Below are 16,955 nucleotides of genomic sequence, written 5' to 3' on the forward strand. Positions count from 1 at the left end.
GACCAGTCCCGAGGTTGATAGCAAGAAACCTCCCGCACAGATGTTATCGAAGGAAGCCCGCGTCGCCAGTAATAAGGTCGCGACGCGGTGTCTGAAAATGGGCGCATAAATTTTTGCTTTTGGTTGACGCGGACTGGAGGTTATTATCAACAGCCGAAATCAATATGTATAAATCTGAACGTTGTCGTTAGCGGCACATCCAGAAACTTGTCACCGGAGACATATTTGTAACGCAGTGTGAGCGCGCTGTTCGGCATGGCGCAATGCCACCCACGATATGTCCGGACGCCCGACCCGGCGACTGACATTCCTTAGGACTCTTGATATATATAGGCAGTGCAACACATAGCTGAGGGGCTGACGCATATTGAATCGGATAATTGCAACTACGAGATGGGAACCTTCAAAAAACGAGATGAATCGCCTGCGAAACTGATGGAACAGTCAGCTGGTGAACGACGTCGTTGGCCTCGAGATGCTCAGCCGCAGAATGAGGTTTCTCCGCCGCCCCCGCCCGTGCTCAAACCTCTGTCTTTTTCAACGCTTGATCTGGCGCCGCAATTTCAGTTTGCCGCTTGGCAGGCGCAAATGGCGCCCCTTGTTGAAGTGAAGTTGCCGGATGGCAAATCGCCGAACGATGGTTTTCCCGCCGAGCACACTGCTTGGAATCTCGGTAGCATGCTCATCGTTCAACAGCGCACGCCTCCCCATAGTTATGCGCGTTCTGCCGCAATGCTGCGGTCCAGTTCGATCGATCATTGGTACGTCGCCTTGCCACGTACGGGGCGTGCGTGGACGGAAGTCGATGGCCGCGTTACAGAAAGCCATCCGGGCAAGCTGGAGATCAGATCGCTTGGCCACCCATTTCGCGGGAGGACAACGGAATCCGAAGGCCTCTTCGTATATTTGCCGCGTGATTTATTCGCTGAGGTAGCGGCAACCCTCGACGCAAGGAACAATTCATCTCTGTCGGGCAACTTCGCCAACCTTCTGGTCGACTACATCAACGGCATTGAAGCAAGGTTGCACAGCCTCACGGCTGAAGATCTGACCCGCATCGTACACGCAACACGCAGCATGATCATCGCCTCCCTCGCGCCTCCGGCGGAACATGATGCTGCAGCCGAACAATTGGCGGGCATTGCGCTGATGGAACGCGCTCGCCGATACGTGCAGCACAATCTGAGCGCAGCTGATTTGACACCGGATTCAATGTGCCGGGCCCTCGGCGTCTCACGCACCCGCCTCTATCAGTTATTCGAACCGAGCGGCGGTGTTCTCCATTACATACAAAGTCGCCGCCTCTTTGCCGCCCATGTTGCGCTCAGTGATCCGGCGGACGGCCGGCGCATTGTCGATATAGCTGAAGCTACCGGATTCAGTTCAGCGGCCAACTTCAGCCGGGCATTCAGCAAGGAGTTCGGTTACAGTCCGCGCGAAGCGCGGAATATCGTGGTGTTTCCGCGCCCCGCCCACCCTGTTTCGTTTGCCGAAAACGAGAAAACCTCTTCCTTCGAGGGTTGGCTCAAGACGCTTGGAAGCTGAATTCCAGACCAAGGACCGGCTCCGTCGACGCAGCATCAATCGCGGTCAGCTTATGAAAAGCACCAATGCGGGATGTAGTTTTTTGAGGTTCGGCAACGATTTCGATTGCCAAGGGATTCCGGACGTTCCTCGCACAATTAGCTGAATATCGGGATGGTTGCGGACCTCTATTGTGAATTTCGCCAAGAGGTTTATGCCTGAAGAGTTGAGAAATTCAAGATCCGTCAAATTCAGCGTAATGGAAGCCGGGTCTGAAGCAAGAACGTTCATCATCAACGACAAAACAGGTGTGTAGGCTTCGGAGCTGGCAAGCCGCATGACGCCATCGAAATAAATCTCGCTTCCTTCATTCCATACGCGATAGTTTTCTGTTGTGATTTCCATCTAGTATTTTCGTTTTCTTAGCTATGAATTTTCGAGATTGGAATCGAAGCATAAGTTTCCACGTGAACCAAATCACTTTCGCCGGCCGGGCTGAAGATCCAAGCCAGACGGGTCCCATAGTCGCTCATCAACGTCAGTAATCCAAGACAGGAGCTTGTCATCTCAGGATCCGCGGCATTCGCTTCGATCCGCTGAATCAAGAGCTCGCTTGGGTCGCCAACGGTGATCTCCGACAGAAGGTTTTGGAATTCAACGGCGGTCTCACCATCGACGACGTTCGAAACCTTGACCTTGAAACATCCCGAGTCAATGGCCGCCTCGATCGTGATCTCGCCTGGTGCGCGAAACTTGACCGCATTTTCAATGAGTTCGTTGACCAGATAGCCAATGCTGTGTCGTACTTCCCTGTAATCATCGCGAGATGATTGAATGTGCAGCGCGAAAAGATCTGCAATGAAGTCCGAGGTAGTAGCGCAATGATGCCAACTGAGGTCGAGGGGGCCGTCGAACAATCGCACGCGAGTGGCGCTGTCTTTCATTCCGATTGCGATATCGGTTGTTCCAAACAGCATTGCCATTCTTAGCTGTGCCTCATGATCACGAGGGTGATGTCGTCGTGAATCTTGCGGGTTCCGATATGGGCCATCAGATCCTCGACAATTCCGGTCTTGATCTCCTCGGCGCTCTTGTGATGGTGATCACGCGCACTGTTGCAAAGACGCTCAAGACCGAACAGTTGTCCCTCCTGGTCTTCCGCCTCGGTCACACCGTCGGTGTGGAGCACGATCACGTCGCCGCTGTTGAACGGAATGTCGCGCGTGTCGATGAACCGCGAGATGTTCCGTTCAAGGCCGATCGGCAGGCCCAGATCGAGCGTATCGATACGCTCGACTGCCCCATCCGCCCGGATGACAAGCACCTCCTCGTGCTGGCCCGAAAGCGTCACTCGCCCACCCTCAAAATCAAGAAAGGCCAGCGAGAGATGCTTATTGGCGTTGGTACGTTCTATATTCTTGTAGATCGCTCTGTTCAGCCGATCCAGGAACTGCCGTGGATCGGCCTCGCCAGTCTCGTGGAGTGCGCGCGCGACGGATTGAACCATCAGCATCAACACGCCGCTTTCGAGTCCATGACCGGTCACATCGCCGATGCCGATCTTGACGTGTAGCCCGTTTTGCAACACGTCGTAATAGTCGCCGCCGACTTCGTCAGCCGGTCGCATAAAGGCCGCGATTTCAACTCCTGGGACCACTTCGAGTTCGCTGGCCTTCGGCAGGACCATCATCTGTATTTGTCTGGCAACCGCAAGTTCGGCGCCGAGGCGGAGGTTCTCGTCCCGCAGTTTGCTATTGAGGGCGGAAATCTCTTGATTTGCGCCTTCGAGCTCCTTCGTTCGTTCGTCGACGATGTGCTCGAGGTTTTCCGTGTGGAAGCTGATCTCCTCTGCCATCCGGTTGAACGCGACGCCGACCTCTCCAACTTCGTCGTGCGTCGGGATGCTTACACGAACCGAATAATCTTTCGCCTGGAGCCGTTTGGCGGCTCCGGCAAGCGCACTGAGGCCTGCGGTGATCCGCTTTGAGATTCCGAACACGGCCGCAAAGACGATCAGAAGCGAAATGATAATCGCGATGATCTGGGAGACCAGGATCCGGTTGGTCGCGCTGGAAATGCTCTCTTGCGCTGCAAGCAGGGAAGCATAGATTTCCCGCTCCGGGACGACGAAGCCGAGCATCTGGTTTTCGGCTGTGATGGGCCCGTCGCTGTTCCAGAGATTGACCGCCTCCAGGCGCCGAAGTGCGACGATGTAAGGTTCGGCTTCGCCGCTCTCCCCAATCGAAATATGCTTGATGATCGTCCTGTCGTCGGCAGGAAGTTCGAGCGCTGCGACAGCCGCGTGCGTACTTTTCTTGAGCGAGCGGTCGAGGCCGGTAACGCCTTGACCTGCCGCACCACTCGCAATCTTGAGCCCGAGCGTTTTCTCGCCTTCAGGCTTGATCGCGAGCACATTGCCGTTCGACATGGTGAGAAAACCGAAGCCGGTCTCGGCGACCTTCACGCTTTCGACGATGTCGGCGAGCTGATCGAGAGTTACGTCGGAAGCGACCATGCCGGCGACGTCTTTGCGGTCCTTGGTCCAGAGCGGATGGAAGAAGCTGACGATGAGCTTGCCGGTGATCGCATCGATGTAAGGGGCAGTCGCGGTGATGTTTTCGCCTTTGACGGGGCGCGAATCCGGCTCGCTGATCCACCTCTGCCAGCCTTCGTAGACGCCGGGAAAGAAGAAATCCCAGAAGTTCGCGTTGTTGTGGCCCGGATAGAGCTTGTCAAAGGTTTGCGCCTGATCGGAGTACGGAGTCGTGCGCATGATAGGCGCTGCCTTCGGTCCGACGTAATAGACCTGCAGCTTCCTGGAGCCTGTTGCCATCTGGCTAGGGCCAAAAATATCGAAAGCCGCACTCTCCTGAATGTTGCGGAGAATTTCCGGCTTCGGCCGGCCATCAGGGGAGAGGAGATATCCCCAGACGCTCAAGACCGAAGGCGATCCGTGCGGACTCTGCGTCCAGTTCCCTTGGGGGTCATATATAAGCGGTGCATTGAAATAGGAGTTCGTCGCCAGCGCGTTGCCGACTGCCTCCTTCGCCTCCGGATAATCGATCAATCTCTGCATGGAGCCCGCAAGTGCGGTCACTTCGGAGTGCATTTGGTCGAAGAGAAGATCGGCGCGCAGCCCAGTCGTCTCAATATAGTTCTGGAGGTATTCCTGGCTCGCCTTGGTAAGGCCGCTCTCGATCTGATGGGTTGCGTCGCGGGAAAGCCGGTTCACGTTCCACAGGGCGACGCTTCCGCCGACAAGGAGGTCGAAGAGCACCGCCCCGCCTACAACGATCATGAATTTCGCACGAAAACTGCTCAGCCGGAAGACGGACCAGGGTTTACGCGAAATGGCATGCCAACTGTTCATAGTGGCTTACGTCCCGATGCAGCCCAGATCGGCCAGCCGGCATATCCCTTGGGATGGAGCGCAGCGAAGATATGATCCTGGAAGCCCTGCCGGAACCGTCTGATAAACGCCGGCGGGTCACCTCGCTTGGCCGCCATCTCGCCTGCATAGACATTCTCCCATGCCGCGACGACATCCGCGAAGTCCTGCGGATCGCCGTCTTGATTGGTGACCATGAACGACTCGACTCGAATGTCTTCGAATCCGGCTTCGGCCAGGTATCGTCGGCTTTTGGGGCCGAGCTCGATATCCATCTTGAAGTATGCCCAGAGTTTGGCGACCTCGTTATAGGTCCACTGAATGCTGTCGGCGCGCGGCTCGCCCAGACAATGCGAATTCTTCTCATTGGTGATGTAGACTCGTCCGCCCGGCTTGCAGATGCGGAAGAGTTCCTTGAGGATCAGTTCCGGCTTGTCGAACACCTGCAGGGAGTGTCGGCACGTGACCAAGTCGAACTGGCCTTCGTCGAGCAGCATTTCTGACGCGTCGCCATAGGTATATTCAATGCCGCGGATATAGAAAGCCGCCGCCACGCTTCGCGCATAGGCAAGGCTTGATCTGGAGTGGTCGAGGGCGACAATCCGTGACGGCTGAAACTCCTTCTGGACGAGTACGGCGAAATCACCAATGCCGCAACAGATGTCGGCCATGACGATACCGGATTGCATGCCGTGTCGCGGCAAGATTGTGCGCTCGTGCCGCCAAGTCATCTTCGTCTGTGTGCGGAGGATCGGAATGAACCCGCCCTCTTCAAGGAAGCTCTGCCCTGGATAGAACGCGCTGTCGTACTGCTCGACAGCGATGTTTGGCTCCAGTCCACTCAAACGACCAAATTTTTTCGTCATCCATCCGGCGACGCTTGACGTTATGATCACAAACTTAAGATCGGTTCGGGCGCGACAGGCGTCAATGAGAACCCGCGAGAAGGTTTGGAACGCGGTGTTGTTCATTTGCGTCAGGCGTTTGATGTTCACGTATAGAACGCCGCGTACATGTTCGATCGAGTCCTTCAGCACCGCGATGCTGGGCGCAAGCTCATCAATCGACTGGGGCCGCATTATTCCCGAAATGGAGAACTCCTGATTGTTCAGGTCGTATTGCGCTTTGAAACGTGGGTTAAGGTCGTACGGGTTCAATTTGGTAGGCTTTCGAGCGGAAGATCCACGACGAGCGTAATTGTGTCAGAGTTGATCTCCTCGAATCGAAGTGTTGCATTGTAGTCAATGGCCAGTTCCAACAGTACGATTTCGCGGCTGGGCGCAAGGTCCCCGGACACCGAATTGATGTATCGTTCCCTGAACTCCGCTCCCGCAATTTGCGATATCGCTTCCTGATAGAATTGTCGCTCTTCGGGTATGCATGGAAAGGTCAGCTCTATCCTGTCCGTCTCGCCTTGGCGGGAAACCCTGCATGCCAGCTCACCGCTGGAATGGCGCGTACGAAAGGCAATCTCCAGCAATTCGTTAAACGCGGAGGAAAAGAGGTTGGAATGCTTCATTGAGTCTGACCTGTTATGGCTGATCATTCGTGCCATGTAATTTGATACGTGATCACAGTGTAGCCAAGCCGAAAGGAAATTCTTTATTTCAAAATCGATCTGGATCATAGGTTCAAAAACCACTTGGTCAGCTGCGCCTTGAGAAGCAAGGGTCATCGGCATCTCTTTTTTTCATCGGCGTTTGAGCCGAGCGACGATTGACTGACGTTGTTGATCCGAGGCCACTCTACCTCGCTCCGCTTCCCTCAGTTCCGCCCACGCTGCTGGGTCGGCCGCTGGACCGCCCGATTTCTTCCTCCCATTGCCCGTACCCCTCCAACGGAGACCGCCTGATGAAATCGTGTGTCGCCTCGGCACCGAGCGGTCGCCCAAGGAAATTGCCCTGAAGGCAATCGCAGTTTTCTTTTATCAGCCACCGCGCCTGTCCCGGCGTTTCTACCCCTTCGGCGGTGACGCTTATTCCGAGGCCATGCGCCAAGCCTATGATCGATCGTGCGATCGTTTGACTTTTCCGATCGGTCTCTAAGTCTCTTATGAAGTACCGATCTATCTTTAAGGTGTCGAAGGGAAAATTCTTGAGGTAACTCAACGAGGAGTAGTAGGTTCCGAAATCATCGAGCGAGATTCGTATCCCGAGAACGTTCAGAGTATTCAATATATCAATGTTGTCGATCGTCTGCTCGAGAAGGACCGTTTCGGTTATCTCGAGCTCAAGCCGGTCAGCTCGGATTCCAACGGCATCGATGATCTGAGCAACCGTATCCGTGAGCGAACCGCTGAGGAATTGCGCCGGCGACAGGTTCACGGCGACTGTCAGCGAAGAAGGCCATGTCGTTGCCTGGCGGCAGGCTTGCTCGATAACCCATCGTCCAATCTCGTCCATCAGGCCATCTGCTTCGGCGATCGGTATGAACACGCCTGGAGGGATTATCCCGACTTCGGGATGACGCCACCGTAGCAGCGCTTCGAAGCCGACGACCGATGAAGGAGGTCGAACGAGCGGCTGATACTCCAGAAAAAGCTCGCCCCGCTCCAACGCCATGCGAAGGCTTCGTCTCAGATTCTCGCGTTGCTCGAGCAGGAGCAGCATTGAGCGATTGAAAGTTCGCGCACAGCCGCGCCCATCCGTCTTGGCTGCATAAAGAGCAATATCTGAGGCCTTCATCAGCTGCTCGCATTCGGTAGCGTGCTCCGGTCCGAAAGCAATTCCGATGCTCGCGCCGACGAAGACGGGAATGTCGTTGATCACGAACGGTGTCTTGAGCGCGTCGATCAACGAAGCCGCGAGGCGTTCGGCCTCGGCAGGCTGCGTCTTTCCCGATTGGATGACGGCGAATTCGTCTCCGGCTAACCGATATGCGGATTCGCCTTCCTGCAGCGCGTCCAGAATCCGGATTGCGGCGAGTTGAAGCAACGTATCGCCTGCTCCATGGCCGAGTGTGTCATTGACGGCTTTGAAATCGTCAAGATCGATTTGCAGCAAGGCAGACGGTTCCCTTGATCCATCTACAGATGATAACGTTTGCTGAAGCCGATCGCTAAACCGCCGCCGATTCTGCAGTCCGGTCAACACATCGTGCGTCGCCTGATGGAGGAGCACTATATGCTCCTGCTCTTCAGACAAGGTCCGTCCCCTGTACTCCAGTTCTGCGGATTCGATAATTCCTATTCCATTCGCAGCCCCGAAAACGAGAGCCGACCGAGGCGCTTCGCCCGGCGATCGCCGGAGTTCGACATGCATTGGAGAGCCGCCGCGGCGGACGCGATCAAATTCGTCGATGAGTTCAGTGCCGAGACTGGGATAGATCTCCCATAAGGTCGCGCCCGGTACTATTGCGTGGCCGTAGGTGGTTTTGAGTTTGGATCCGTAGTGCGTCAGGCGGAAGTCCCGGTCATAGAAGGATACAATGTCCGTCGTGTTCTCCAAAAAATCCGCGAGACGAGCTTCGCTGGCAGCGGAAGAAAGCTCCTCCCTCTTCGCTCCGGCACGCGATGCTTTCGGACGTAAGAGCCAACGCCACAAGCGGTGCAAAATCCGCATCTCCTCACCTGAACGCGAAGGTAGCACAACCACGCATGACCATAAAGATGGCACAAACCTTCAAAAAGGTATGCTGTGCATCGCGACTTGCGGAGCAACCCGGCAGACGCCGCCGCACCTAAACCGGCAGACGCCGCATCCAAATGAGTGGGCTACAAGCCGAGTTGGGGTGCGCCGAAGGCTTGCCCGGGCTTGCCCCGGGTATCGGGGGGCGGTTGCCTGGCTTTCGGCGGGAGTTGTCGCGCTGCTTTGCCAGATCAACGGGTCATTCGCCGTCGTCGATGCCGGTACGCTTGTCCTTCTTGGCGGATCTAATTTCGGTGGCATCGATCGATCGTTTGGTCAGCTTCGTCATTCGGGGGAGTTTCCTTGACAAAATCCCCGCGTAAGCACGGCAGGGGGCTTTCAGCCGGTCCGTCGTACCGTCGGCGCTGATCGAATTCAGCGCTCCAGCGGAAACGTAGTTATCAGTTTAATCCACGCTGGGCGCGCCAAAAACTCAAACACTATCAACGAGTTACCTGTCATTCTGGTTGGATCAACCGCCGATCGGGAGCCGGCCCTTCCGCTACGGCTGGAGTCGACCCGACCGAAGTTCTTCCGCGCTCCTCCTGCTAGCTCCCCGGCTTCTCCCATTCCATCAGCAGCGCGTAAGGGATGCGCCTATAGCGCGCCGCCTTTTCGGGATCGCCACCAAGGGGTGGCGGCTCGTCGAAATGGCGAAGGATCATGCCTTGGGCAAGCAGCAGCGACATGTAGCGGCTCAATGGGCGATGCCAGTTGAGGATGCGGATGCCCCGCCAGGCAAGCCATTCCGAACGTTCCGCCAGATAATGGTCGATGCAGTAGCGAATTTCGCCATCGGCGCTTCGCTGCCACCCTCCATCGACCACAGCCGTGTTGAAGCTGTTCAGATTGGCTATCAGAAGCGCTCCGCCGTGCCGCAGGACTCTTGCCATCTCAGCGATGGCCGTTTCCGCATCCGGAATGTCGACGAGGGACAGATAGCTCACCACCAGATCGAAGGACTCGTCCGGAAATTCCAGTGCTTCCGCTCGGCCGATCCGGTAGTCCCCGTCTGGGTCGAGCGACCGGGCATGCCCAATCAGAGCGGCGGTCGGGTCGATTCCCACGGTACGAATGCCGCAGTCCTGCATCATCCGGCAGAACCGGCCCTCGCCGCAACCGACGTCGAGAGCAAACCCGAACCCGCGACCACACACTCTTGCCATCATCGGCGCATCGAGAACGTGTTCTCGGGTGTAGTCGCCTCGGCTTCCCATTGCCGCGATCCAGGCGTCCACCGACTGGTCCCATCCGTTCGACATTGTTTCGCGCCTTTCGGAGCGGTGCGTACCTGCACGATAAAGACTGCAATCGGGGTGAGGCCAGGACCTCCGCACCGCAACCATTGCTAAGCAATCGGAGGCTGTTTTGGTACCGTCACTGCTGGTTGAGTCAACCGAAAAGGATGGACCGACCGGGCGGGCCCGGCCCCCGGCAAAGCGACACGATCGACGGCGCCTCGGCGCCGCCAGCCGGCAGGTCGCTTGCGCCAGTTCCGATCGGGGCGCCGCCGTACGACCGTCACTTCTTGCGGTAGAGGATCATGCCGGCGTGGTAGAGCACGCCGTCGACGAACTTCCCAATTTCGAAGGGCTCGGCTCGCGTGAGGCCGCTGCGTCCCGGCGCAGCGGCCTGCTAGCGAGATCGCCAGGTTCATGAGCGCTCATCGCATCGTGGGCGGCAGTGCACCAATTGGCGCTACTGCTCCAGTTCGGCTCGGCAGATGGCATCGAACTGTTCCGCCAGCTCGGCGAGTGTGACCTTACCCAACCTGTCGGTCAGCAGCCGTTCGGCTCGATCGAGCGGCCATTGTCAGCATCTGTCAGGATTATTTTCCTGAAATTTTCCCCCATCCTTGCCGACCGGAGCGATAATGCCTGGGCTGGAAAGGAGGCGGTGATGGACTGGAATGCGGCGATCGAGAAGAACCGCGAGGCGCTGAAGCGCGTGCTGGCCATGCTCGTCGCCATGGCCGGGCTGCGGGCCCCTGCACCCACCCTGCCGCGCCATCTCCACCGCGCCGTGCTCGGGCTGCTGCGCCCGGCCGAAGCGGCGGCGCGGCGGCTCATCATCGTGATGGCGCACGGCCTGGCGGTGGCCTTGCCGCCGCTGCGCCCGATGCCGAAGCGCATGATCCGGCGCAAGGCCGGCCGCGCCGGAATGCCGATGCCGTCGGAAAACTTTGCGCGGCGCGTCCCGCCGCTGCCGTTGCTCGATCCGCTGCGGCCCTGGAACGGCGGCCGCGCCCGGCCGGTAGCAGCCAGGAGTGTGCCTCGCATCTCGATGCTCGATTTCAATGCGCCGTTCCGCCGCCTGCCTCCCCCTCCGTCGCCGGACGATCCTGTGAACGCGGCGCGGCTGGCCTTGCGCCTGGAGGCGCTGGCCTCCGCCCTCGACGATCTGCCGGGCCGGGCAAGGCACTTCGCCCGCTGGCGGGCGCGCCGCGACGCCGCGGTCGTGCAACAGACGGAGGGTCGCGACGCGGGCCGAATTCGCCGCGTGTGGCCGCTGCGTCCCGGCCGGCCGCCGGGCTGGCGCCGGCGACCCACCCATGACGTGCACGAGGTTCTGAACGTCGTGCACGGACTTGCCTTCTGGGCACTGCAGTCTCCCGACACGTCCTGACCGAGCCGCCGCCGGACGCGGGCGTGTGGGCCGAGGAATTCGTCGTGATGGACGAGGCGTTCGTCGAGACCGGTTTCCAGGTCGACATCGCCAGCCCGGTGGCGTCGCCGCGCCACGTTCGATTCAGAACACGGGCTGGCCCAGGCCCGACACGAGAACATCTCCCTCAACCCGGCCCAGAATGAGCGAGCGGCTCCAATGCCGCAAGTCCGGCGCGCCGTCGCCTCGCTCAGGCGCTTCGAACTTGTCCAGCGGAGCCCAGCCCTCGCCTCCCGCGACCATGACCCGGCCGCCGGCGGCGAGAACCAAAGCAGCCCCGCCAGCGACATCCCAGATGTTTGGGCGTTCGAAATGCGCCGCCTCGAGCAGGCCGGCGGCAACGAACGCGCATTCAATGGCCGCCGAACCGGTTGTCCTCATCTCCCAGCCGCCTTCGTTCGATCGCCCGCTGGCCACGCCCGCAAGACGCCGGCGCACGAGCGGATTGTGCTTCGGCGTGACCGCCTCGCCATTGAAGCAGAGCACTCCTCCCACCGAGGCATGGTAGACGCCAGCCCGCAGCGCATGGCTGGCGGCGCACCAGATCGCGCCTGCGATCGGCCGCCCGCGATGCAGGACGCCGATGGTCGCGGCAAAAAGGGGAAAGCCGTTGACGAAATTGGCCGTCCCGTCGATCGGATCGACGGCCCAGACAAAGTCATGGTCGCGCGCGGGACGCTCGTCCAATTCTTCTCCGATTATGTCGTGCTCCGGAAAGGATTTGGCTAGGCGGGCGCGGATCAGTTCCTCGATCCGGTGATCCGTCTCCGACACCGGGTCCTGCCAGATTTTTTCGGCCTCGGAACTGGTCTTGTAGCGGACGGAGAGCATTCCGCCGAGCGCTGTCTTGATTTCGGCGCCCGCGAGATTTGCGAGTTCGACCGCCGTCTGTTCGATCTTGGCGAGGTATCCTGCTTCGACCGCCGTATCGTGCCGGGATTCGGTGTGCGTGTTCATGCTTCCTCCTGCTTCGCCTTGATTGCTTCCGCCGCGTGCGGAGCCTCCACCGGAAGAAGGATTTCGACGGGCTTGCCATGCACTTCGACTTTGATCTCCGAACGCTTTTCCGGCCGGTCGGGCAGCTCGTCGTCGATGCGAACGGGGGTATCCCGGTGATACTCGATCCGCAGGCGGCGGCCATGAACGGCCGTTGCGGGCGACACAGTCCGATCTGGCGCGATCAGCCAATCGAGCATGTCAGGGCGCTGCTCTCTGCGAATGCAGACCACATCGAAGACCCGATCGCCTGAATGCGCCTCCGGATAGAACGGCAGTCTGGAACCGATATAGCCGATATTCAGCGCCTCCACCGCCAGCAGATCGCCCTCGACCCGGACACCGTCGATGTCGATGTCCACGTCGAGCGGGTCCGCCTTCTTGAGGATGTCCAGCAATGCATCGCGGCCGAGCTGGATCTTCTGCTCGCACGTTGCGTCCTTGTCGACCTTCGTGCCTATCGCCCTTGCGAAGATGCCGCATCCCGCGGCCTCGACGAACGGTTGTTTTCCCCAGGGGGCGGTGACCAGACCGATGTCGAACCGCTGTCTGCGCCCCGTTTCCCATCCCGCGGCATGCCTCCGCATATCGCCGCCAATGCCGAGAGACGTCGCGAGGTTGTTGGCGGTACCCAGGGGGAGGATGGCTATAGGAATGCCGCGGTCGACTATTCCGGTGATGACCTTCCGCACGGTGCCGTCGCCGCCAGCGACGACCACTAGGTCGGCCGTTTCCTTCAGCATTGCCTTGAAATCCGGCCCTTTGGTCGAGCAATAGGTGACGCGGAGCCCGGCGCTGCTCAAGACCGCGAGCATGTCCTTCTTCGAATGATCACCCGAGCCGGCGCGGGGATTGTGAAAGAGCAGCGCGTCCATCGACGTTTAACGGACCAATCCCGATTTCGCTCCCGCAGAGCGAAATATTGCAGTCGGCGCGGCCAAACAAAAAGGGCGCCGCACCGGTGTCCTTTCCTGTCGCGTGACCGGAGCGGCAGGACGGGTAAGTTTGAAGGATCAATCCGCCCTGCAGATCACTTCACTGAACATGCCGTTGCGATTGAACGCCCGGAGATGGTCAAGCGTACCCGCGTCATGCCGCGAGCAGGTTGTCTCCGAGATTGAGACCGATGATCAGCGGGTCATGATCCGACGTGGCAAAGACGTCGTCATTGTAGAAGTTCGGATTCTTGAACTCGCTGGAATAGCTTAGAAGGTCCGGTTCCTGCGCGTTGATATGCCATTCTGCGACGCCGCTGACCTGCCCTGTCAGAGACTGTGTAGCAAGTCCCTGGTCAAGCGTTCCCTGCTGTCCGTCGAAGATGTAGCTGAACGCGTCGTCCTGCCCGATGAAACTGTCGATCAGATCGACATAACCGGCGTCGCGGATCGCGTCGATTGGATCCTCCTGGGCGTAGGAATTGAGGTCGCCGATGAGCAGGACGTCGGTGTCGGTGATGCCGTTCTGGGCGAAGTAGCTGTCGGGATTGCTCGCATCGAGCCATTCCATCAGCTGTTGCGCGGCAGCAGTTCGGGTCGCATTGAATGCGCCTTGCCCGTCCCCCTGATCAGCGTCGGCGCCTGTCCCGGCGCCGCTCTTCGACTTCAGATGGTTGACGACGACGCTGAACTGCTCGCCTGTTCCGATTTCCTCGAACGTCGCGGCGATGGCCGGGCGATTCTGCTGCTGCCCGCCGTCGTCGAAAACAAGGAAGTCGGTCGCGACGAGACTAACTTCGTTGCTCTTGTAGATCAGGCCGGTCGTAATGGCATCGGTTCCGATGAAGCCGTCTGAACCCGGCTCGGTCGGATTGACATAAGCATAACTCACGCCGGGTTCGGCAGCTGCGTTCAGTCCGTCTACCAGGGTCGCGACCGCCGAAGCGTCGCCGAACCCGTTATTCTCCAACTCCTGCAGGCCAAAGACGCTGGCGTCGATCTTGAGCATCGCCTCCACGACCTTGTCGGTTTGGCGTGCAAGATCCTCGGCCGTGGTTGCGCCGCGTGGCTCGAGGTTGTTGGGGCCGGAACCAGCGCCCGAGCCATCGTTCAAAGTTGTGAAATAGTTGAGAAGGTTGAAGCTCGATACCGTCAGCCGTCCGCCGACATCCGCGGGCTCCCCTGGCCGGGCGAGGCCGTTGGTCGTCTCGTCCACGTTGAGGGTGCCGTCGACGAGCATCTTGTATTCGCCGAAGCTGTAGGTGAGGACACCTTCGACCGAGCCCACGATCTCGGCGCCGAGCCTGAGAGTTGGCCCGTTCTCACCGAAATTGTCGCGAGAATCGAGATAGCCGTTGCCATTGTCGCCCGTGGAAGCGGGGATGTAGCGGAATTCGTTAGGATTTTGAGCGGAAGAGCCGTCGTCGATGGTCAGGCGGTTGTTGGCGTTGGCTTCTTGCAGCGCCTGGATTTCGGCGAGTTGGGTGTTCGGATCATAGATCTGGGTCGGCTGGACCTGCGTTCCGGCCGAGACGGTGACTTCCCCGAAACGGTCGAGGTCGAAATTCTCGATGACCGTTAACGGGTCGTCCGTGCCGCTCGTCAGCGTGATCGCCATGCCTTCGTAGTGTTCGAGATTGGCCTCGAAATCCGGGGAAAGCGCAATCGATGCCGATGTCGGCTGCGCATTGCCGTTCGAAAGGGTGACGATATCGGTGACGTCAGTGATTTCGGTAAAGTCGAAATATTCCGTCACCGTTCCGGCGACCTCGACCTTGTCGCCGACCGCGACGCTCGGTGCCCCACCGGTAAAGACGAAGATGCCTTCCGAGGTCGCGCTGTCGCCGTCAGCGTCGCTGTCCTCCTCCTGCAGATAGAAGCCGTCGGCCACCGTGTAGGTCACGACCGCCGAAACGAGCACATATTCGCTGACCAGGAAACTGGCGGTACCGGTGCCCTGGATTTCCGAAATGCTATAGGCGGTCGGATCGCCGCCACCGGTATCGCCCTCATTGTCCGTGCCGGGCGTTTGATCCTCCGGGCCGACCCAATCAGTCGGAGCGTCCCCGATCCGCTGAAGCGAAAGGCCCGCGGTCTCGTTTCCCGCCTCCGTAACGCCGATGTCGGTCGAGGTCGTGCCGCCCGCGGAGCCGTTCGTTGCGGTGAAGCTGCCCTCATAGGACAGGAATTCAATCAGACTGCCGTTCTCGGAGAGCGCAATGCCGTCCGGCGGGCCGTTCTGGATGCCGTTCGAAGGCAGATTCCAGACGTAGTAGTCATACTCGCCGTCGGTCGTCATGGCGAGGCTGGACGCGGCCGCCGATCCATAGGTCGCGCCGCCATTGCCGTTATAAAGCTCGACAAAGAGTCCCGAGACATCAGCGCCGGCCGCGACCCTGATCTCGATGAACTCGCCTGTATCCGTACCTGCGTTGTCGTAATGGATTTCATTGATGCGAGGCGTTGCTGCAGGCGTGACTTCGTCGTCCGATCCGCTGATGGCGATCGTGACTTCCTGCTCGGTCCCGTCATCGCTCACGGCCGTAAAACTGTCAGTCAGGGTCTCACCGTCGCCAAGCGCATCGATAGCAGCGTTGTCATTGTCGAGCGCATAGGTCCAGGTCCCGTCTTCGTTGATGGTGTAGGAGCCGTAGCCGTTGGCGCTTGCCTGATTGCTGACGGCCCGGAAAGTATCGTCATTGTCGACGTCTGAGACGGTAAGGGCGCCGACCGCCGTCGGAGTGCCTGGCTCGGCGTCGGTGCCCTCGGTCACCGAACCGCTGACGTCTCCAGTGATGATGGCTGCATCGTTCACGCCGGCGATCGTTACCGTCACGCTTGCGGCATCCACACCGCCTTTTCCGTCGTCGACCGTATAAGTGAAGGTATCCGTGGCGGTTTCGCCGTCGTTCAGATGTTGGAAGATGTCACCCTGATCGTAGGAAACAACGCCACTCGCAAGCGAGACCGACGCTCCTTTGGTGCTGGTCTCAGAGATGGCCACGACCGTGAGTTGATCGCCGTCGAACTCGCGATCGTTTGCGGTAAGGCCAGCGGAATCGATCACGAGGGTGCCATCCTCGTCGACCGAGGCGATGTCGTCGACTGCGAGCGCGGCATTGTTCCGCCCATCGAGATAGAGCGTGAAGTTGCTTGCCTCGAATCGGATTGCTTCGATTTCGCGGAGGATGTCCTTGTCCCCGTTGGCGTCGGTCACTTCAAAGAGATTGTCGGACCAGCGGGTGATGGCTGGAAAGCTGTAGTCGGAAGTGCTCCCGGAATAGACCGCCGTATCGAAGCCGCGCCCACCGGAAAGGAGGTCGCTGCCCGCGCCGCCCCTGATCTCGTCATTCCCGTCGCCGGCAAGAACTGTGTCGTTCCCGTCACCCGCGTCGATGCCGTCATTGCCGCCGTCGGAAAGGATGTAATCGTCGCCGCCGAGGGCAGAGATGACGTCGTTTCCCTGAAAGCCGAAGATCACGTCATTGCCGCCGGACCCTTCAATGTGGTCCGCCCGGCGGGAGCCAAAATGGAACTTGGGAAAAGAGAAGGGGTAAGACATTTAGTCGATCTCCGGCGGCGATAGGGTACCGCACGGCTACCAGCCGACTGCGACAGCCAGTTGACACGCTCGTGAACATGTCAGCGCGACAGAGCTTTGGTTCACCTCGAAGAACAAGCCGGCTTGAAGTTCTTTTGCGGCCGCAGGGCGCGCTGTCATGCAGGCGTCAAGTAGCGACATTACGAAACATGGCCAGCGACGAGATAGGGGACGCAGCCTCGCCTGGTTCGACCTTGGCGTGTCGACCCAAGCCGACGACG

12 protein-coding genes are annotated in these 16,955 nt (G+C 59.2%); 2 read left to right on the forward strand and 10 right to left on the reverse strand.

Features of this window, described 5'->3' with window-relative positions:
- Window positions 1–393: 393 nt before the first annotated feature.
- Complete coding sequence (locus ACG873_RS25945) at window positions 394–1,545, forward strand: helix-turn-helix domain-containing protein (protein WP_394888640.1); 1,152 nt, start codon at window positions 394–396, stop codon at window positions 1,543–1,545.
- Between the two features lie 45 nt (window positions 1,546–1,590).
- Here ACG873_RS25945 and ACG873_RS25950 read toward each other — a convergent pair whose 3' ends face one another.
- The 7 genes from ACG873_RS25950 to ACG873_RS25980 all read right to left on the reverse strand — a co-directional run bounded on the left by ACG873_RS25950 (window position 1,591) and on the right by ACG873_RS25980 (window position 9,776).
- The gene (locus tag ACG873_RS25950; protein WP_394885797.1) at window positions 1,591–1,929 is read right to left on the reverse strand and encodes a slr1659 superfamily regulator; all 339 of its coding nucleotides are present in this window, start codon (window positions 1,927–1,929) and stop codon (window positions 1,591–1,593) included.
- A gap of 17 nt (window positions 1,930–1,946) precedes the next feature.
- On the reverse strand, window positions 1,947–2,507 hold the full coding sequence (locus ACG873_RS25955; protein WP_394888641.1) for a slr1658 superfamily regulator: 561 nt from the start codon (window positions 2,505–2,507) through the stop codon (window positions 1,947–1,949).
- 2 nt (window positions 2,508–2,509) lie between these two features.
- Window positions 2,510–4,822: a SpoIIE family protein phosphatase gene (locus tag ACG873_RS25960; RefSeq protein WP_394888642.1), complete on the reverse strand. Its 2,313-nt coding sequence runs from the start codon at window positions 4,820–4,822 to the stop codon at window positions 2,510–2,512.
- A 68-nt stretch (window positions 4,823–4,890) separates the two neighbouring features.
- Complete coding sequence (locus ACG873_RS25965) at window positions 4,891–6,069, reverse strand: methyltransferase domain-containing protein (protein ID WP_394885801.1); 1,179 nt, start codon at window positions 6,067–6,069, stop codon at window positions 4,891–4,893.
- Window positions 6,066–6,593 carry a ubiquinone biosynthesis methyltransferase UbiE gene (locus ACG873_RS25970; RefSeq protein WP_394885802.1) on the reverse strand — a complete coding sequence of 176 codons (528 nt, stop codon included), beginning with the start codon at window positions 6,591–6,593 and terminating at the stop codon, window positions 6,066–6,068. The genes ACG873_RS25965 and ACG873_RS25970 overlap by 4 nt, the downstream gene beginning before the upstream one ends.
- A 64-nt stretch (window positions 6,594–6,657) precedes the next feature.
- The gene (locus tag ACG873_RS25975) at window positions 6,658–8,472 is read right to left on the reverse strand and encodes a putative bifunctional diguanylate cyclase/phosphodiesterase (protein ID WP_394888643.1); all 1,815 of its coding nucleotides are present in this window, start codon (window positions 8,470–8,472) and stop codon (window positions 6,658–6,660) included.
- Window positions 8,473–9,086: 614 nt separating this feature from the next.
- A complete protein-coding gene (locus ACG873_RS25980; RefSeq protein WP_394888644.1) occupies window positions 9,087–9,776 on the reverse strand; it encodes a class I SAM-dependent methyltransferase in 690 nt (229 codons plus the stop codon).
- Between the two features lie 454 nt (window positions 9,777–10,230).
- On the opposite strand from ACG873_RS25980, the gene ACG873_RS25985 reads away from it, so the two are divergent.
- Window positions 10,231–11,163, forward strand: a complete 933-nt coding sequence (locus tag ACG873_RS25985; RefSeq protein WP_394888645.1) for a hypothetical protein — start codon at window positions 10,231–10,233, stop codon at window positions 11,161–11,163.
- Window positions 11,164–11,286: 123 nt separating this feature from the next.
- Here ACG873_RS25985 and ACG873_RS25990 read toward each other — a convergent pair whose 3' ends face one another.
- The 3 genes from ACG873_RS25990 to ACG873_RS26000 all read right to left on the reverse strand — a co-directional run bounded on the left by ACG873_RS25990 (window position 11,287) and on the right by ACG873_RS26000 (window position 16,695).
- A complete protein-coding gene (locus ACG873_RS25990) occupies window positions 11,287–12,159 on the reverse strand; it encodes an inositol monophosphatase family protein (RefSeq protein WP_394888646.1) in 873 nt (290 codons plus the stop codon).
- Window positions 12,156–13,073, reverse strand: coding sequence for a diacylglycerol/lipid kinase family protein (locus ACG873_RS25995; protein ID WP_394888647.1), 918 nt, complete (start codon window positions 13,071–13,073; stop codon window positions 12,156–12,158). The genes ACG873_RS25990 and ACG873_RS25995 overlap by 4 nt, the downstream gene beginning before the upstream one ends.
- A gap of 214 nt (window positions 13,074–13,287) precedes the next feature.
- Window positions 13,288–16,695 carry an ExeM/NucH family extracellular endonuclease gene (locus ACG873_RS26000; RefSeq protein ID WP_394888648.1) on the reverse strand — a complete coding sequence of 1,136 codons (3,408 nt, stop codon included), beginning with the start codon at window positions 16,693–16,695 and terminating at the stop codon, window positions 13,288–13,290.
- Window positions 16,696–16,955: the final 260 nt, after the last annotated feature.

Source organism: Allomesorhizobium aridi, assembly GCF_043769475.1.
In the GTDB taxonomy this organism is placed as follows: domain Bacteria; phylum Pseudomonadota; class Alphaproteobacteria; order Rhizobiales; family Rhizobiaceae; genus Allomesorhizobium.